Consider the following 16256-nt stretch of genomic DNA (forward strand, 5'->3'; position numbering starts at 1 on the left):
GCATCGAATGGTTAATCTTTCAAGGGAGAGTCCGAAAAGGTGATCGCGGCGGCCGGAATCTTCATGGTGACGTCATAAGGGGCGGCTCCGGTCACCCGTGGCCGGAGTTTTCACCGTTGGTGGCGCGGATCGCGGTTGAGCTCAGGGTGGAACGCGGCCCGTGGATGAAGGTCCAGGCAGGGGCCCGGCGTTTCCAGAGCGTGCCGGCGTCATCCTCGTCGACGCGGGCGTAATCGAAGGTGCGGGCCATCTTCGAGGACAGGAACGACAGGGTCGAACCCGGCCGGTCGACAACCGCGATGGGGAAGGTCGAGGCGATCTCCCGCCATTTCTGCCAGAAATGAAAGGTCCTCAGACTGTCGGCGCCCATGACCCATATGAAATGCACATGCGGGTTCTTCGCTTTCACGAAAGCCAGGGTATCGGCGGTATAGGAGCCGCCAAGCGTTTTCTCGAACGCGGTGACCTTGATGCGCGGATCGTGGATCAGCCTCTCGCTCATAGCGAGCCGGTCGGCCAGGGAAGCGAGTTCCGAGCGGCTTTTCAGCGGATTGCCGGGGGTCACCATCCACCAGAGCTGGTCGAGGCCGAGACGCCGCAGCGCGATCTCGGCGACCAGCAGATGCCCTTCATGCGGCGGATTGAACGAGCCGCCGAAAAGGCCGACGGCCATGCCGCGTTCCACATGCGGCATCGAGAGGTACCGGCGGTCGATCGTCTCTTCCGTCACGTGCGGTCAAGGCCGGATCTGGCCGGTGCCGTGCACGCGGTATTTGAAGGAGGTGAGCTGTTCGACGCCGACCGGGCCGCGGGCGTGCATCTTGCCCGTCGAGATGCCGATCTCGCCGCCCATGCCGAACTCGCCGCCGTCGGCGAACTGGGTGGAAGCATTGTGCAGCAGGATCGCCGAGTCGAGCTCGTTGAAGAAGCGCGCCACGACTTGCGGGTCCTCGGCGATCACTGCTTCCGTGTGATTGGAGGAATAGGTGTTGATATGGCGGATCGCGCCGGAAATGCCGTCGACGATCGCGACCGAAATGACTGCATCGAGATATTCGGTGCGCCAGTCCTCCTCCGTCGCAGGCTTGAAGCCAGGAAAGACCTTCAGCACGGCGGCGGAGGCGCGTATTTCGCAACCGGCTTCCGTCAGCGCCTCGAGGAGCGGCATCAGGTGGGTGCCGATCGCGGCGCTGTCGACGAGCAGCGTTTCGGCCGCACCGCAAACGCCGGTGCGGCGCATCTTGGCGTTGACGACGATCCTCTTCGCCATTTCGAGGTCCGCCGAGGCATCCACATAGATGTGGCAGAGGCCCTCGAGATGGGCGAAGACCGGCACGCGCGCCTCGCTCTGGACGCGGGCAACCAGGCTTTTGCCACCGCGCGGCACGATCACGTCGATCGCGCCATCGAGGCCCGACAGCATGGCGCCGACGGCGGCGCGGTCCGTGGTCGGCACGATCTGGATCGCGTGTTCGGGAAGTCCGGCAGTTTTCAGCCCGGCCACAAGGCAATCATGGATCGCCTGCGATGAAAGAGCGGAATCGGAGCCGCCGCGCAGGATCACCGCATTGCCGGCCTTGAGGCAGAGCGCACCGGCATCCGCCGTCACGTTCGGGCGGCTTTCATAGATCACGCCGATGACGCCGAGCGGCGTGCGGACCCGTTCGATCTTCAGCCCGTTCGGCCGGTCCCAGGCAGCGATGACCTCGCCGACCGGATCCTTGAATTCGGCGATCTCCCGGATGGCCTCTGCCATGCCTGCGATGCTCTTTTCCGTCAGCGTCAGCCGGTCGATGAACGAAGGCAGCAGGTCCTTGCCTTCGACGTTCTTGAGGTCGGCGGCGTTCGCGGCAAGGATTTTGTCCTTGGCGGCGAGGATCGCATCCGCCATGGCATGAAGCGCCCTGTTCTTCGCTTCGGTCGAGGCCGTCGCCAGCGCGCGGGCCGCCGCTTTGGCGTTGCGGCCGATCTCGTCCATCACGGCGCCGACGTCGGTCGTTGCAACCTTGTCAAGCATGGGCGGCATCCTCCCTATGATCTTCTTTTTTCGTCTTGCGGCGAACCGGACCGGTCATCACCAAGTCGTCCCGATGGACCATGGCGGCACGGCCGGCATAACCGAGGATCGCTTCGATCTCGCCCGACTTGCGGCCGGTGATCTGGCGGGCCTCCTCGGCATCGTAGCTCACGAGCCCGCGGGCGATCTCGTGTCCCTCAGCGCTGACGATCGCAACCGTATCGCCGCGATGGAACAGGCCTTCGATGCGGCGGACGCCGGCGGGCAGCAGGCTCTTGCCGGTGCCGAGCGCATTTTCCGCGCCCTCGTCGACAAAGAGCTGGCCAGCCGGCTGGAGTTGGCCGGCGATCCACGTCTTGCGGGCCGTCACGGGCGTGCCGGAAGGCGCGAACCAGGAGGAGCGCGTGCCCTGCTCGATCGCGCGCAGCGGATGGTCGGTCTTGCCCGACGCGATGATCATGGCGCAGCCGGCACCCGTCGCGATCTTGCCGGCATCGATCTTCGTCCGCATGCCGCCGCGCGACAGTTCCGAGGCGGCGCCGCCGGCCATGGCTTCGATCTCCGGCGTGATCGCCGGGATGATTTCCAGGAACTCGGCTTCCGGGTCGAGATGCGGCGGAGCCGTATAGAGCCCGTCGATATCCGAGAGCAGGACCAGAAGGTCGGCGCTGGCCATCGTCGCAACGCGGGCGGCGAGCCGGTCATTGTCGCCGTAGCGGATTTCGGTGGTGGCGACCGTGTCGTTCTCGTTGATGAGCGGAACTGCGCCGATTTTCAGGAGCTGGTTGATCGTCGCGCGGGCGTTGAGATAGCGGCGGCGCTCTTCCGTGTCGCCCAGCGTCAGCAGGATCTGGCCGGCCACGATGCCGTCGCGCGACAGGCTTTCCGACCAGGCGCGGGCAAGCGAGATCTGGCCGACGGCCGCTGCCGCCTGGCTTTCCTCCAGCTTCAAGGCGCCGGAAGGCAAATCAAGGACGGTGCGGCCCAGGGCGATTGCGCCGGACGAAACGACCAGGACATCGATGCCCTTGGCTTTCAACGCGGCGATATCGGCGCAGATGGCATCGAGCCATTGCGATTTCAGGCCGGTCCTGCGATCGACGAGCAGGGCCGAGCCGATCTTGATGACGATCCGGCGATGGCTGGCGAGCGGTTTTCGGACGGCGGTCATTCCCCGTCCTCCTCGTCGAAATCCCCGACCGGCACGGACCGATCCGGCAGCGCCGTTTCCTCGCCTTCGCTCGCCTCGATAATGACATCGCGGAGGGCGCGCAGAACGTCGGTCATGCCATTGCCGGTTACGGCGGAGATCAGGAACGGCGTCCGGCCTGAGGCCTTCTCCAATTCCTTGGCCTTCTTCTTCAATTCCTTCTCGTCCAGCACGTCGATCTGCGAAAGTGCTACGATTTCCTGCTTGTCGGTCAGACCGCCACCATAGGCTTCAAGCTCCGTCTTCACGGTCTTGTAGGCCTTGCCGACCTTCTCCTCGACGGCCGAAACCAGATGCAGCAGAACGCGGGTGCGCTCCACATGGCCCAAAAACCGGTCGCCGATGCCGACACCTTCATGAGCGCCTTCGATAAGTCCCGGAATGTCGGCCAGCACGAATTCGCGTTCGTCGATCGTGGCAACCCCGAGGTTCGGATGCAGCGTGGTGAATGGATAGTTGGCGATTTTCGGCCGCGCCCGCGTCACCGCCGCCAGGAAGGTGGACTTGCCGGCGTTCGGCAGGCCGACGAGGCCGGCATCTGCGATCAGCTTCAGCCGCAGCCAGATGGTCTTTTCCTCGCCTTCGAGGCCCGGATTGGCCCAGTTCGGCGCCTGGTTGGTCGAGGTCTTGAAATGCGTATTGCCGAAACCACCGTTGCCGCCCTTGGCGAGCCGGAACTTCTGGCCTTCCTTGGTCATATCGACGATCAGCGTCTCGTTGTCTTCCTCGAAGATCTGCGTGCCGACTGGGACTTTCAGCGTCACGTGATCGCCGTTGGCGCCGGTGCGGTTCCTGCCCATGCCATGTGTGCCGGTCTTGGCCTTGAAATGCTGCTGAAAGCGGAAATCGATCAGCGTGTTGAGGCCGTTGACCGCCTCCACCCAGACATCACCGCCACGGCCGCCGTCCCCGCCGTCCGGACCTCCGAACTCGATGAATTTTTCCCGGCGGAACGAGACCGCGCCCGCGCCGCCGTCGCCGGAGCGTATGTAGACCTTTGCCTCGTCGAGAAATTTCATCTTACTGCCGTCAGTCTTGTGTTAGTCGGAGCGCCTTGTTTTACGTTGGGCACCCGGTGGGTTTCGATATCGCCGGTTGGGGCAGAGGTCAAAGACTATCATGAAGTTCGTCAGTTATAACATTCAATACGGGATCGGCATGGATGGCCGGTTCGATCCCGAACGTATCGCCGAAAGTATCGAAGGCGCCGACGTCATCGCATTGCAGGAGGTGACGCGCGGCTTTCCGAAGAATGGTCATGTCGATCTCGTCGCCCGTTTCGCCGGTCTCTTCCCGGACCATTTTCATGTCTATGCCGCGCCCTGCGATCTGCTGCTCGACGTTTCCGTCGAGAGCGGCCGGCGGGTCGAACGCCGCTTCCAGTTCGGCAACATGATCCTGTCGCGCTGGCCGATCCTCGCCACCCGTCATCTTCTCCTGCCGCGCAGCCGCACGATCGAGAAGCTCAACCTGCAGCGGGGTGCCTTGGAAGCCGTCATCGTCGCGCCGGGCGGGCCGCTGCGCGTCTATTCCGTGCATCTCGACCACGTTTCGCCGGACGAGCGGCTTGGCCAAATCCGTTATCTGAAGGAACGGGTCCTGAATTTCGTGGCCGAAGGCGGGGCGCTGACCGGCGCCGCGGAAGAGGGCTTTCCCGATCCGCCGCTGCCGGAGGATTTTCTGCTGATGGGCGATTTCAACATGGAACCGGAATCGACCGAATATATTGCCATGGCCGGCCAGCGGGACCGCTATTACGGCCGCATTCTGCGCGCCAACGAGCCGGTCGACGCGCTGGAACGTCTCGGATTGCTCACTCCGGAGAGCTATACCTGGGCGAAGCCGCCGGGTGACGGACCGATGAAGATGCATCTCGATCATTGCTTCGTGAATTCCGGGCTGGCGCCCCGTCTGAAAAGCGCCTGGATCGACTATGAGGCGCCTGGTTCCGACCATTTCCCGCTCTGGGTCGAGGTCGAGTGAGAGACTGGCGGAGTTTCCTCCGCCGGATGTTTTCATATGAATGTCACGGTCGGCCAGGCCGCCGGAAGTCCTCGGCCAGCAGCATGGTTTCGATATGCGGCACCATGCGGTTCTGGGACATGCTGAAGATCTGGTTCGCGTCGGCGATACGGAAACCGAGCTTCTTCTGGACATTCAGCGAGGCGAGGTTGTCCGCGAATGCGCCGGAATATATCCGCACGTCCGGCATGCGCCGGAAGAAGCGCTCCAGCGTGCCGGCCACCGCCTCCGTCATGTAACCGCGGTCCCAGTAGAGCCGGTTCAGCCAGTAACCAAGGCGCCATCCGCCATGCCTCTGCTCCAGTGCAACGACCCCGATATGGATGTCGTCACCCGTGGTGATCGCAAGCGTCCAGTCCGGCAAGAGGCCGGAGGCCTGCGGCACGAGCCAGTCGAGCGCATCCTGGCGATCATAGGGCTGCGGCACGCGTGCGAGCATGCGGCTGACCTTGAAATCGCCGAGCGATTCGGCGATCGCCGGCGCGTCGGAGAGCTTGTGCGGGCGCAGAACCAGCCTTTCCGTGGTGATGACCGGGCAGGGGCCCGGCATCGTTACGGTCGCATTCGTCTTCTGGAGAACGGCGGCGTTCATCTCAGTTCTCCCCAGCTTCTGAGCGACATCCAGGTCTTGCGGTCGAGCCGGAACCACTCGACGGCAACCATGCCGCCGAGCGCCAGGCAATCGATCATGCCGGTGCCCTGGTACTGGAAGCCGCATTTCTGGATCACCCGCTTGGAGGCGACGTTGGTCACCCGGCAGCGCGCATCGATGTGGTCGATGTTGTTGCGGGTACGGAAGGCCATGTCGATCAGCACATGGGCGGCCTCTGTGGCGTAACCCCTGTTCCAATGGGGCTCGCCCAGCCAATAGCCTATTTCCAGCGTTCGCTCGTCCTGCTGGGGTTCCAGCGCGCAGCAACCGAGGAAGGCGCCGTTATCTCCTCGCGTGATGGCATAGACGCACTTGCCAATCTCGCCAGCTTTCGCACGTCGTACGAAATCGGCTGCGTCTTTTGCCGTGTAGGGATGCGGCATACGCGACACCATGGTCGCGATATTCGCATTGTTGGCGAGATGGGCAAGGGCGTCGATGTCTTCTTCATGGGGGGCGCGCAGAACCAGTCTCTGCGACAGTAAGACAGGGCAATCGCTTTTTAACCGCTCCGGCCGCGGCTGTTCCTCTGGCGGCCGGGATTGGCTCGCCCTCAGTAATTCGCCTTGCATGTTCAGTCCTCCAGTTGGGGATAAAGAAAAAGGGAAGATGGTGGCGCCCCATCTTCCCTTTTTCTGACTGAACCTTTGACGTTCAACCGGGTCGATGTGACACCGGCTGCTTAAGAACGCTTACCGGCTTTATTCTGCTGCTTCGGCTTTCGGCATTACGGACACGTATACTCGGCCATTGGCCTTCGTGCGGTAATTCACGTTGCCGGCGGTAAGCGCAAAAATGGTGTGGTCCTTACCGAGGCCAACGTTCTGGCCCGGATGCCACTGCGTACCGCGCTGGCGCACAATGATGTTGCCCGGAATGACGGCTTCGCCGCCGAACTTCTTCACGCCAAGGCGCTTGGATTCGGAATCGCGACCGTTACGCGACGAACCGCCAGCTTTCTTATGTGCCATTGGTGTTCTCCTTTACCCTTAGAAATCCTGATTAGCCGAGAATGTCCGTGATGCGGACAACCGTGTGATGCTGGCGATGGCCGCGAATCCGCTTGGAATTCTGGCGACGGCGCTTCTTGAAGGAAAGAACCTTCTTGCCACGGTTATGCTCGACCACTTCGGCCTTGACCGTCGCACCCGAAACGAACGGGGCGCCGATCTTGGCATCGGCGCCTTCGCCGACGACCAGGACTTCGTTGAACTCGATCACTGCACCAGCTTCGGCTTCCAGCTTCTCGATGGTAAGCACGTCGTTGGCTGCCACGCGGTACTGCTTACCGCCGGTCTTGATGACTGCGAACATTCTTTATCCTTTCATGTTCGGTCCGGCTCTGTCCCGAGGACGGCCGTCTTTTTATCAGTCGGGCTCTGGCAGGTTTCTAAAGAGACGATCTTTTGAACTTGTCTGCCGGTGAAATCTGCGCGGAAGATTGATGGCCCCCACACAAACAAAGAGGCATGGACACTTTTCCACGCCTGATCGCGTGCGGGGATACGCGACAGACAAAAAACTGTCAAGGCAAAAGGATATAAAGTCTTGATATTCGCCCCTTGCCAGCCCCATCTTTCGTCGCTATGAGAACGCCGCACTGACCAACGCGTCATCGGTTTCCGTGGAGAGGTGGCTGAGTGGTCGAAAGCACCGCACTCGAAATGCGGCATACGGGCAACCGTATCGTGGGTTCGAATCCCACCCTCTCCGCCATCATGAACCTCTGCCAAGGTTCTTCCGCTACAGCTGTTTCCATCCAGCTTAACTGCCGCTACCCGTTATCCGAGCTGCCCCGCTGCTTTGATTGCTGGCCATTGGTCATTCCCTGATATCGATCTAGGATGAAATGCGAAAAGCCAGGGCATGGCAAGGTCAATACGCGCTATCGCTGCGCCGTTTCCAGTACGGCGGCGATGTCCTTGTAGCCGCGAGTCCGCGCATGTTGCAGAGGGGTTACGCCATCTTTGTCAGCAATATCGATCCTCGCTCCGCCAGCGACAAGAAGCCTTACGACCGATAGATGACGTGTGCCACCGTCGCCCAGGATGATTGCCTCAAGAAGCGCAGTCCATCCGAGATCGTTGACGTGATTCACATCCACGCCGGCCTTGATCAAAGTCTCCACTGTCTCGACATGCCCTCGTTCGGAAGCCGGGATGAGCGCCGTCCCGCCAAAGCGATTGGTGCTTTCAAGATCCGCGCCATGGGACAATGTCATTCGAAGGATTTCGAGATAGCCACTGGCTCCGGCATAAAGATAGGCGCTGTCCTGAATGGCGTCCTTTGCGTTAACATCGGCGCCTGCTTCGATGAGAAGCTGCGCTGTCTCGATATCATTGGCGCGGGTTGCGATCAGAAGCGCGGTCTGGCCACGTTCGTCACGTGCATCGATCGCAACGCCTTCCTTGAGAAGAGAGGCGACAGCCTCGCCGTCACACCTCTTGGAAGCATCCAGCAGCAATTTCTCTTTCGTTTCCGACATCGCAGGTTCGATGAAGACGGACAATACCATGATTATGACAATCAGGATGCGGAGTAGCGCCTCGGCAAGAGGACGACCGAATAATGATCCCGTCATTTCTGCCATCCCGTTTGGAGATAAAAATACATCCGGGCATGCCTGAGAATCGCGTGGTCGCTACGGTATGCAAGGGAAATAACCGAAGCAACTCGAAATGCGGTATATGAGCAATTCCGTATCGTGAGTTCGAATCTCCCCACCCTTTTGCCAATGTGTTGTGTCTTTTCTTAAGTCGCCTTTCTCCAAGTCATGGCGGTCTGCCAAGCATCCTTTCAAGATTCGACATCCGGTTGACGGATTGTTGATCTGGTGAAATTTTCCACACGTATGACAGCCCTATATGAGTACGCAGGCAAGGAACCTTTGGCGCAGCCCGGCATTCTCATCAATCGGCCGGAAGACGAGGCGGGAGATGCAATCAGTCAATATGACCGAGGATCTGTGGGAGCATCTGCTTTCGCTTCGCGAAGGTACGGTTCGTCCGGTCGCGCTGTCTGCCGAGACGGACGCCTCCTGCCTGTCGCTTTATAAACCGGTTGCATCGCGCAGCGCCCCTTTCGTCCTGGCGCAGGTCGGTCAATCACTGGATGGCCGTGTGGCGACGCCCAGCGGCGACGCTCAGGACGTATCCGGTTGCGACGGCATCGTCCATCTGCACCGATGCCGCGCCCTGGTGGATGCGGTGATCGTCGGCGTCGGCACTGTCGTTGCCGACGATCCGAGCCTTTCCGTGCGCGCCGTCAGCGGCCAAAGCCCGGTCCGTGTCGTGGTGGACTGCAACGGCCGCATGCCGGAACGGGCGAAGATGCTGCACGACGGAGGCATGCCCGTGCTGCTCCTGCAGGCGGACGACGTGCCGTCCCGCAGCGGCAGGCACGAAATCGTGCGGCTGCCGCGCCGGACGGATGGCGGACTGGCCCCGCGCGATATCCTTGATGCTCTCGCCGAACGTGGCCTGACCACCGTTCTTGTGGAGGGCGGAGCGAACACGATCTCCCGCTTCGTCGACGCGGACCTGATCGACCGGCTGCATGTCTCGGTCGCGCCGATCATCATCGGTTCCGGCCCGGCCGGAATCCGGCTTTCGCCGATCGACCGGCTCTCCGAAGCCCGCAGGCCCGAGGTTCAGGTTTACAATCTGGGCACGGACGTCGTCTTCGACTGCAATCTGCGTGCGGAAGCGCAACGGAAGGTCGCCTCACTGGAGCGCCAGGACATCCTGATGGCCGACATGGCATAGGCTGTCTTCCCGATCGACCATCCGGTGCCGGAAATCGGCCCAATCTCCGATCTCTTCTTCGTCGAGTTCCCCGTATTCGAAAACCGCCCGCATGACGCCGGCGAGAAAGAGCCGCTGCAGGTCCGCTTCGGCGGCCGTCATGATCCAGGGGCTTCCGGCGGTCCGCACCGTATAGCCGTTCTTCCTGAGCCGGTCCGCCAGAAATTCCCACGCCGAGGGGCCAAGCGCCACGCCGAAACCCTTGTCGCTCAACTGATGCGCATTGAAGATCGCGGCGATCACCTCGTCGAGCGGGTGAGGCTTGGACCAGCGCATCTCTCCGTCATAGTTCAGCGCCGCGTAAAGGCCGATGCCGGCCTCGGCAATGCGATGGACGAAACGATGGACGAATTCCTCCGAACAGAGATCGAAAAGCGCCGAAGCCGTCACGAGGCCCACATCGGCCAAGGGCAGGGCTTCGATATCGTTCAGATCGCCCTGAAGGAGTTCCAGTACATTGCCATGGCGCCGTCCCGCTTCGTCGAGCAGATGCGGGTCGCGGTCGAAGAGCCGCCAGCGGACATCCTTTCCGACTTCCGGCGCGAGCATGCGGAAGGTCGAGCCGGTGCCGCAACCGATGTCGAGGACGGTCCCCTTTGCGGCATTTTCGATGGCTTCGACTGCGCCCTCCAACAAAGCCCTGTCGCGCGATCGGGCATCCACCGGCTCCCGTAAGGCCAGCCAGTTCCTATCGAAACCGCTCATGATATCGCCTCGAGAAAATCGGAGATGATCACCGCCGTATTCCGCCACGTTGGCAATTTCGAGCCTGCGATCGCCGCGGCATCCGCGCTGGCGATGCGGGTTTCGGGCTCCTCCAGCAGCCGGCGCAGAGCGGCGGCAAACGCTTCGGGATCATCCGGAGGAACGAGGAAGCCGGCATTTTCCGGCACGACATCCGGGACGGCGCCGGTCGCGCAGCCGACGATCGGCAGGCCCTGAGCAAGCGCCTCGGCGAATACCATGCCGTAGCCCTCGTAGCGGCTGGCGAGCGCAAAAATGTCGGCCCTGGCATATTCCGCACGCGTGTCGTCGATCTGGCCGGCGAGTTCGATGCGGTCGCCGAGCCCGGATCGTGCGATCTGCCGTTCGAGTTCCGAGGCGACATCGGGGTCGAGGGTCTTGCTGCCGACGATGCGACAGATCCAGGAAAGATCGCGCAGCCTTGCGAGCGCCGCGATCAGCACGTCGTGACCCTTGCGGCGGGTGAGGGTGCCGACGCTGAGTATGAGCGGCGGATCGTTGCCGCCGGCCGCCAGCGGCGCCGGGTCCATGCCCGGAATGGCAACCGCGATCCTTTCCTCCGGCACGGCGTAATGGGCGGCAAGCTCGGCCGCCGTCGTCTGCGAGGTGACGATGACGCCGCGTGTTTGCGCCAGTGCGGCCTTTTCACTCGCGAAAAGCGCCCTTTTCCGGTCTTCGTCAATCCCGGTTTCCAGAGCCAGCGGGTGGTGTACCAGTGCCACGATCTTCAGGCGCCCGGCCTTGCGGCTTGCCCATTCGTCTAGGACGCCGAAGGCAAGGCCATCCACCAGCACGAGGGCGCCGTCGTTCAACTCCGAAAGCCTGCGCTCCGCGGCTTCGAGTTGCGCGGCGCTTGGATTCGGAAAACCTTCGCCGAGCGAAATCGTCTCGACAGCCCAGCCGAGGTCGCCGAGTATCGCGATGACGCGCCGGTCGTAACCATAGCCGCCGGTTCGGGTTTCGATGTCGCCCGGATAGGCGAAAACGAGATCGCGGCTCATAGCTCGGCCTCGTACCAGCCGCGCGCGGCGTGGGATTCGTGCAGCATGACGCGGAGCTTGCGGATGCGCTTGCCGCCTTCGCCCAGCCTGCCGTTGCCGATTGCCTCGGCGAGCCGGTCGAAGATATGCTTGGCAAGGAATTCCGTCGTCGTCACCCTGCCGGCGAAAATATCCAGCGTATCGAGGTTCTGGTAATTCAACGGCGCCAGCACTTCCTTGAGTATCTCCGTGGCGAGCCCGATATCGACTGCCAGGCCGTTGTCGTCGAGATCCGTGGTGAAGAAGGCCGCATCGACCACGAAGGTCGCCCCATGCAGGCCCTGAGCGGGGCCGAAAACGGGGCGGGGGAGACTATGCGCGATCATGATGTGATCGCGGACTTCGACGGCGAACATGCAAAGATTCCTCAATAGCGGATGCGATGACAGAGCGTGGCGCCGGAGCCGATAATATCGGCATAGTCGGCGGCTACGGTTTCGAACGGGGTCTCGCCCGAAATCAGGTGGTCGAGCCGGTCCTCGGCAAGAAGCTCGAGCGCCTTTGCCATGCGGCGGCGCGTATCCCAGCGGGCACGCCGCGCCTGTGGCAGCGCGGCGACCTGCGAACTGACGATCGAGAGGCGCTTGGCGTGGAAGGCGCCGCCAAGCGGGATTTCCGCAAACCTTTCGCCGTACCAGCTCGCCTCGACGACGCGCGCCTCGAAGCCGGCACGATCGAGCGCGGTGGCGAGCGCTTCGGAAGAGGCGGAGGCGTTGATCAGCACGTCGCATTCATCGGGTATAGCGTCCGGGGAAGCGAAGCGAAGGCCGAGAGCCTGCGCGGTCCCGGCGCGCTCCGGCTCAATATCGGAAATGACGACCTCCGTGCCGATGACGCGCGCGGCGAGATAGGCGACGAGGAGCCCGACCACGCCGGCGCCGAAGACCGCCACGCGGTCGCCCGGCTGGATATCGGCGTCCCAGGCGATGTTGAGCGCGGTCTCCATGTTGGCGGCCAGAACCGCGCGGTGCGGCGGAAGTGCATCGGGTAACGGATGTACCGCGCAAGCCGGCACGCGAAAGCGGTCCTGATGGGGGTACAGACAGAAGACGACACCGCCTGCAAGGTGTTGCGGCCCTTCTTCGACCATGCCGACGGCGGCATAGCCGTATTTTACGGGAAACGGAAACTCTCCGCCCTGGTGCGGCGCGCGCATGCGCTCGTATTCGCTTTCCGGCACCCGCCCCCCGAAAACGAGAGATTCGGTGCCGCGGCTGATGCCGCTGAACAGCGTGCGAACCAGAACCTCGCCGTCGCATCCCGGCGGCAGCGGCTCGCGACGAAGGGTGCAGCGGCCTGCCTCTTCGAACCAAAGGGCCCGTCCGTCCGTCTCCGGCGCCGGTCGCGGAGCTGTCTCACGCCTTGTCACAAATCAGCCCTTTCAAGCCAAACAATTCTCACCTAGGGGCCTCGACGATGACGGCAAGGGAGCGTTTCTACGAGAAGACTATGTCGGTATCACGTTTATTTGACGGGGCCTGTTCTCCAGCGGGACATGGCGGTTTGGCACCGTCTCCTCCATGTATTGTTCTGCGAGGAGAATGTCATGAATGCTTCACATGACGCCGGGGAGGCGGTTCCGACGGCCAAATGGATGAATGCCGGCTATCCGGACGAGATGGCGGCCCGCGAGGCTTATCGCTCTCTCTCCCTCAATGCCTGCACAACAACCGTGGCGGTCGCCGCGGTTCTCCTCGTTGCGATCCATTCCTTCGGTGATCGCCTGGGCATGGATACGGCCGCAGCCGGCACGGCCTTCATCATCTATGCTGCGATTTCATCACTCGCTCTCGGCAATCTGCATGCGCATGGACACGGCCGTTTCGGCGCTGCGAACAGCATCACGACGGTACGGGCCGCGGTCACCGCTGTACTGGGCGGGCTGGTGCTGGCCTCCGACCAGTTCGGGACGGCCTCCGATACGGATCCCCTATGGCTCATCGGCTTCGTCGTCGCCGTCGCGCTCGCTCTGGACGGCATCGACGGCTATCTTGCCCGGCGAACCGGGACCGTCTCGCGCTTCGGCGCCCGCTTCGACATGGAAGTGGACGCCCTGCTGATCCTTTTCCTGTCGCTTGCGGCCTTCCTGCTCGCCAAAGCCGGGGTCTGGGTGCTGCTGATCGGCCTGATGCGCTATGCCTATGTGGCGCTGCAATTCATTGTTCCGTCGCTTCAGCGCGAGCTGCCGCCTTCCATGCGCCGCAAGGCGATCTGCGTCATCCAGGGCGTGGCGCTCTGTCTGATGCTGTTTCCGGTCGTCATGCCGCCGGTTTCGACTGCGCTTGCGGTGGGGGCGCTCGTATCGCTCGCCTATTCCTTCGCCGTGGACGTGATCTTTCTCACGCAGGCAAGTCGAGGCCGCAGTCATGCGGCATGACTTCCTCGCCTCGCTGGGGCTTACCCGATCGCTGCTGATCTATTACGGCCAGCCCTGGCGGCGCTCCTCGCTCAGGCGGTTTTACGCCGGCTTCATCAAACCCGGCGATCTCGTCTTCGACATCGGCGCACATGCCGGCAGCCGCAGCCGCACGCTTCTGTCGCTCGGAGCCAGGGTCATTGCCCTGGAGCCGCAGCCGCTGTTTGCCGATTTCATCGCAAGTTCCTTTGCCGGCGAGGACCTCACCCTGCTGCGCAAGGCGGCCGGCAAGGAGAAGGGCAGCATCGACCTCCACATTTCCAGCCGCCACCCGACGGTTACGAGCATTTCGTCCTCCTGGATTTCGAAGGTTGGAAGCACTCCAGGGTTCAGGAATGTCGCCTGGGACCGGGTCGAGCGCGTGGAAATGACGACGCTCGATGCGCTGATCGATGATTATGGACTGCCGGCCTTCTGCAAGATCGACGTGGAAGGGGCGGAAGCGGATATCCTCGCCGGCCTGCACCATCCCATCCCTCTCGTCGCTTTCGAGTATATCTCGGCAGTGATGGAAATCGCTGTTGAAGCGATCGGCCATCTCAAGAGGCTCGGCCCTTATCGGTTCAACCGCGTCGAAGGCGAGCGGCATCGTTTCGTCCATCGCGACTGGATGTCCGCCGATGCCATACTGGTTGAGCTTGCCGGAATGGCCGGTCGTGGATCGTCCGGCGATATCTATGCCCGGCTCGATGCGTGATGGTTCGTCGGCGAAACCCTGGCGGGGCGAGGGCGAAGGTTGGGCCTGACCCGGCCCCGAGCCGGTTTTCCCCGCTGCGGATCATTATCTCGGTGGCGATTATCCTGGTGGTCCTGGTTCTGCCTTCCAATCCTGCTGCGCTTTCCGATTTTTCCGAGTGGCGGTTTCCGCTGGAGATCGCAGGGATCACTCTGCTTGCATCGGCGCTCGCCAGAGGCGCTTTCACCTTTCTCCGTGTCGTCATCACGCTGCTTCTGGCTACGATGCTGCTCCTGAAGCTTGCGGATATCGGCACAGGCATAGCGTTCCAGAGACCATTCAATCCCTATCTCGACCTCAAGATCCTGACCGACGGATGGAATCTGCTGAGCGGTGCCGTCGGCGTGAAGGAAGCCGTCGGTATCGTCTGCGCCGGCCTGCTCGGCTGGCTTCTGATAGCCGCGGTGTTTTACTGGTCCCTTGGCGGCTTCCGGCATTTGACGGCTGAAAGCCGCCGGAAGTCCGCGCTCGTCAGCGGCATCATCCTTCTTGTCGGCCTGGCCATGTTCATCACGCAGGACCATGAGCGCCGCAATTTGGGCGTGGAGGCATCTGCCGGGCCTTACTTCATCAATCGCGTCGCCATGGTGAGGGAGTCCGTTGCCGACCTGGAGCGTTTCGAGGAGGAGCTGAAACAGGATCCGGTGCCTGCCGGGCTGCATTTTTCGGCGCTTGCCGGTATGGATGTCGTGCTGATCTTCATCGAATCCTATGGCCGCAGCGCCGTCGAGGATCCCCGTTATTCCGCGCGCATCCACGATCGGCTGTCTTCCATGGAACGGGAGCTGCAGGCAGCAGGGCTTCGGGCGCGCAGCGGCTGGCTCACCTCATCGACTGTCGGCGGCATGAGCTGGCTTGCGCATGGCACGCTGCTTTCCGGTCTTTGGGTGGACAGTCAGGCTCGCTACGACCGGATGATCACCAGCGAGCGCCCGAGCCTCAACAGCCTTTTCCGGGCTTCGGGATGGCGGACGACGGCCATCATGCCGGCGATCACGCTCGATTGGCCGGAGGCCGGCTATTTCGCCTACGACAGCGTGCACGCCGCCAGAGGCCTCGGCTACAAGGGCAAACCGTTCAACTGGGTCACCATGCCGGATCAATATACGCTTTCCGCCTTCGAAAGGCTGGAGCGTCAGGGACGAGACAAGCCCGACCGCAAGCCGGTCATGGCGGAAATAGCGCTGATCTCCAGCCACGCGCCCTGGACGCCGATCCCGACGCTGATCGGTTGGGAGAAGGTCGGCGACGGGGCGGTGTTCGATGCCCAGGCGGAAAGCGGCGATCCGCCTTCCGTCGTCTGGGCCGATCCCGACCGTGTCCGCGCGCAATATATCGCGTCTATTGACTACACGCTCGAAACCCTGGGCTCCTACATGGCACGCTACGGCCGAAACACGCTGTTCATCCTGCTCGGCGATCATCAGCCGGTATCCATCATCACCGGGAACGGCGCATCGCGCGACGTGCCTATGCATATCGTCACAAGCAATCCGGAACTGTTGCGACAGCTCGACGGCTGGAACTGGCATGAGGGCATGATACCGACACGGGATACGCCGGTTTATCGGATGGACGAGTTCCGCCGGAAATTCATCGAGAGCTTCAATTGACCA

The 16256-nt window shown here is 62.3% G+C and carries 18 protein-coding genes and 1 tRNA gene; 6 read left to right on the forward strand and 13 right to left on the reverse strand.

Annotated elements, in window-relative coordinates; translation table 11 throughout:
- Positions 1 to 91 precede the first annotated feature (91 nt).
- From ACMGE0_RS19280 to obgE, 4 genes are read right to left on the reverse strand one after another with little or no spacing between them, the layout of a single operon-like run.
- The gene (locus tag ACMGE0_RS19280; protein ID WP_436817566.1) at positions 92 to 694 is read right to left on the reverse strand and encodes a nicotinate-nucleotide adenylyltransferase; all 603 of its coding nucleotides are present in this window, start codon (positions 692 to 694) and stop codon (positions 92 to 94) included.
- Positions 695 to 736: 42 nt separating this feature from the next.
- The gene (locus tag ACMGE0_RS19285) at positions 737 to 2017 is read right to left on the reverse strand and encodes a glutamate-5-semialdehyde dehydrogenase (protein WP_436817492.1); all 1281 of its coding nucleotides are present in this window, start codon (positions 2015 to 2017) and stop codon (positions 737 to 739) included.
- Entirely contained in the window at positions 2010 to 3188 is a 1179-nt protein-coding gene (proB, locus tag ACMGE0_RS19290; protein ID WP_436817493.1) for a glutamate 5-kinase, read from the reverse strand. Before proB ends, ACMGE0_RS19285 begins: the two co-directional genes overlap by 8 nt.
- Complete coding sequence (gene obgE / locus ACMGE0_RS19295; protein ID WP_436817494.1) at positions 3185 to 4246, reverse strand: GTPase ObgE; 1062 nt, start codon at positions 4244 to 4246, stop codon at positions 3185 to 3187. Before obgE ends, proB begins: the two co-directional genes overlap by 4 nt.
- 100 nt (positions 4247 to 4346) lie before the next feature.
- On the opposite strand from obgE, the gene ACMGE0_RS19300 reads away from it, so the two are divergent.
- Positions 4347 to 5210 (forward strand): endonuclease/exonuclease/phosphatase family protein, encoded by an 864-nt coding sequence (locus ACMGE0_RS19300; protein ID WP_436817495.1) that lies wholly within the window; start codon positions 4347 to 4349, stop codon positions 5208 to 5210.
- Between the two features lie 43 nt (positions 5211 to 5253).
- On the opposite strand, the gene ACMGE0_RS19305 is transcribed toward ACMGE0_RS19300, so the two are convergent.
- From ACMGE0_RS19305 to rplU, 4 genes are all read right to left on the reverse strand, one after another.
- Positions 5254 to 5841, reverse strand: a complete 588-nt coding sequence (locus ACMGE0_RS19305) for a GNAT family N-acetyltransferase (RefSeq protein WP_436817496.1) — start codon at positions 5839 to 5841, stop codon at positions 5254 to 5256.
- Positions 5838 to 6473 (reverse strand): GNAT family N-acetyltransferase, encoded by a 636-nt coding sequence (locus ACMGE0_RS19310; protein WP_436817497.1) that lies wholly within the window; start codon positions 6471 to 6473, stop codon positions 5838 to 5840. The genes ACMGE0_RS19305 and ACMGE0_RS19310 overlap by 4 nt, the downstream gene beginning before the upstream one ends.
- 129 nt (positions 6474 to 6602) lie before the next feature.
- Positions 6603 to 6872 carry a 50S ribosomal protein L27 gene (rpmA, locus tag ACMGE0_RS19315; RefSeq protein WP_436817498.1) on the reverse strand — a complete coding sequence of 90 codons (270 nt, stop codon included), beginning with the start codon at positions 6870 to 6872 and terminating at the stop codon, positions 6603 to 6605.
- A gap of 31 nt (positions 6873 to 6903) precedes the next feature.
- Positions 6904 to 7215, reverse strand: coding sequence for a 50S ribosomal protein L21 (rplU, locus tag ACMGE0_RS19320; protein ID WP_085421546.1), 312 nt, complete (start codon positions 7213 to 7215; stop codon positions 6904 to 6906).
- Positions 7216 to 7527: 312 nt separating this feature from the next.
- Between rplU and ACMGE0_RS19325 the strand changes: the two genes are divergently transcribed.
- Positions 7528 to 7617: transfer RNA gene (locus ACMGE0_RS19325), tRNA-Ser, on the forward strand.
- 169 nt (positions 7618 to 7786) lie between these two features.
- Here ACMGE0_RS19325 and ACMGE0_RS19330 read toward each other — a convergent pair.
- Positions 7787 to 8482 carry an ankyrin repeat domain-containing protein gene (locus tag ACMGE0_RS19330; RefSeq protein WP_436817499.1) on the reverse strand — a complete coding sequence of 232 codons (696 nt, stop codon included), beginning with the start codon at positions 8480 to 8482 and terminating at the stop codon, positions 7787 to 7789.
- 355 nt (positions 8483 to 8837) lie between these two features.
- Here ACMGE0_RS19330 and ACMGE0_RS19335 point away from each other — a divergent pair, with 355 nt between their 5' ends.
- Positions 8838 to 9665, forward strand: coding sequence for a RibD family protein (locus ACMGE0_RS19335; protein ID WP_436817500.1), 828 nt, complete (start codon positions 8838 to 8840; stop codon positions 9663 to 9665).
- Here the strand turns inward: ACMGE0_RS19335 and ACMGE0_RS19340 are convergent.
- Genes ACMGE0_RS19340 through ACMGE0_RS19355 form a run of 4 tightly spaced genes read right to left on the reverse strand, consistent with a single transcriptional unit; the run spans position 9624 to position 12857 of the window.
- Positions 9624 to 10409 (reverse strand): class I SAM-dependent methyltransferase, encoded by a 786-nt coding sequence (locus ACMGE0_RS19340; protein WP_436817501.1) that lies wholly within the window; start codon positions 10407 to 10409, stop codon positions 9624 to 9626. The genes ACMGE0_RS19335 and ACMGE0_RS19340 overlap by 42 nt on opposite strands.
- The gene (locus ACMGE0_RS19345) at positions 10406 to 11449 is read right to left on the reverse strand and encodes a glycosyltransferase family 4 protein (RefSeq protein WP_436817502.1); all 1044 of its coding nucleotides are present in this window, start codon (positions 11447 to 11449) and stop codon (positions 10406 to 10408) included. The genes ACMGE0_RS19340 and ACMGE0_RS19345 overlap by 4 nt, the downstream gene beginning before the upstream one ends.
- Complete coding sequence (locus ACMGE0_RS19350; protein ID WP_436817503.1) at positions 11446 to 11844, reverse strand: 6-pyruvoyl trahydropterin synthase family protein; 399 nt, start codon at positions 11842 to 11844, stop codon at positions 11446 to 11448. The genes ACMGE0_RS19345 and ACMGE0_RS19350 overlap by 4 nt, the downstream gene beginning before the upstream one ends.
- Positions 11845 to 11855: 11 nt before the next feature.
- On the reverse strand, positions 11856 to 12857 hold the full coding sequence (locus ACMGE0_RS19355; protein ID WP_436817504.1) for a zinc-dependent alcohol dehydrogenase: 1002 nt from the start codon (positions 12855 to 12857) through the stop codon (positions 11856 to 11858).
- A 177-nt stretch (positions 12858 to 13034) separates the two neighbouring features.
- Between ACMGE0_RS19355 and ACMGE0_RS19360 the strand changes: the two genes are divergently transcribed.
- The 3 genes from ACMGE0_RS19360 (at position 13035) to ACMGE0_RS19370 (ending at position 16253) form a co-directional block, all read left to right on the forward strand.
- Positions 13035 to 13865 carry a CDP-alcohol phosphatidyltransferase family protein gene (locus ACMGE0_RS19360; RefSeq protein WP_436817505.1) on the forward strand — a complete coding sequence of 277 codons (831 nt, stop codon included), beginning with the start codon at positions 13035 to 13037 and terminating at the stop codon, positions 13863 to 13865.
- On the forward strand, positions 13855 to 14601 hold the full coding sequence (locus ACMGE0_RS19365; RefSeq protein WP_436817506.1) for an FkbM family methyltransferase: 747 nt from the start codon (positions 13855 to 13857) through the stop codon (positions 14599 to 14601). Before ACMGE0_RS19360 ends, ACMGE0_RS19365 begins: the two co-directional genes overlap by 11 nt.
- A 92-nt stretch (positions 14602 to 14693) precedes the next feature.
- Positions 14694 to 16253: a sulfatase-like hydrolase/transferase gene (locus ACMGE0_RS19370; RefSeq protein WP_436817507.1), complete on the forward strand. Its 1560-nt coding sequence runs from the start codon at positions 14694 to 14696 to the stop codon at positions 16251 to 16253.
- The last annotated feature ends 3 nt before the right edge of the window (positions 16254 to 16256 follow it).

The sequence above is a fragment of the Neorhizobium descurainiae genome, from assembly GCF_051400715.1.
Lineage (GTDB): Bacteria > Pseudomonadota > Alphaproteobacteria > Rhizobiales > Rhizobiaceae > Neorhizobium.

Bases quoted from the DNA above. Each gene is read 5' to 3' on its own strand.
- ACMGE0_RS19280 (WP_436817566.1), bottom strand. From the start codon at position 694: ATGCCGCATGTGGAACGCGGCATGGCCGTCGGCCTTTTCGGCGGCTCG.
- ACMGE0_RS19285 (WP_436817492.1), bottom strand. From the start codon at position 2,017: ATGCTTGACAAGGTTGCAACGACCGACGTCGGCGCCGTGATGGACGAG.
- proB (WP_436817493.1), bottom strand. From the start codon at position 3,188: ATGACCGCCGTCCGAAAACCGCTCGCCAGCCATCGCCGGATCGTCATC.
- obgE (WP_436817494.1), bottom strand. From the start codon at position 4,246: ATGAAATTTCTCGACGAGGCAAAGGTCTACATACGCTCCGGCGACGGC.
- ACMGE0_RS19300 (WP_436817495.1), top strand. From the start codon at position 4,347: ATGAAGTTCGTCAGTTATAACATTCAATACGGGATCGGCATGGATGGC.
- ACMGE0_RS19305 (WP_436817496.1), bottom strand. From the start codon at position 5,841: ATGAACGCCGCCGTTCTCCAGAAGACGAATGCGACCGTAACGATGCCG.
- ACMGE0_RS19310 (WP_436817497.1), bottom strand. From the start codon at position 6,473: ATGCAAGGCGAATTACTGAGGGCGAGCCAATCCCGGCCGCCAGAGGAA.
- rpmA (WP_436817498.1), bottom strand. From the start codon at position 6,872: ATGGCACATAAGAAAGCTGGCGGTTCGTCGCGTAACGGTCGCGATTCC.
- rplU (WP_085421546.1), bottom strand. From the start codon at position 7,215: ATGTTCGCAGTCATCAAGACCGGCGGTAAGCAGTACCGCGTGGCAGCC.
- ACMGE0_RS19330 (WP_436817499.1), bottom strand. From the start codon at position 8,482: ATGACGGGATCATTATTCGGTCGTCCTCTTGCCGAGGCGCTACTCCGC.
- ACMGE0_RS19335 (WP_436817500.1), top strand. From the start codon at position 8,838: ATGCAATCAGTCAATATGACCGAGGATCTGTGGGAGCATCTGCTTTCG.
- ACMGE0_RS19340 (WP_436817501.1), bottom strand. From the start codon at position 10,409: ATGAGCGGTTTCGATAGGAACTGGCTGGCCTTACGGGAGCCGGTGGAT.
- ACMGE0_RS19345 (WP_436817502.1), bottom strand. From the start codon at position 11,449: ATGAGCCGCGATCTCGTTTTCGCCTATCCGGGCGACATCGAAACCCGA.
- ACMGE0_RS19350 (WP_436817503.1), bottom strand. From the start codon at position 11,844: ATGTTCGCCGTCGAAGTCCGCGATCACATCATGATCGCGCATAGTCTC.
- ACMGE0_RS19360 (WP_436817505.1), top strand. From the start codon at position 13,035: ATGAATGCTTCACATGACGCCGGGGAGGCGGTTCCGACGGCCAAATGG.
- ACMGE0_RS19365 (WP_436817506.1), top strand. From the start codon at position 13,855: ATGCGGCATGACTTCCTCGCCTCGCTGGGGCTTACCCGATCGCTGCTG.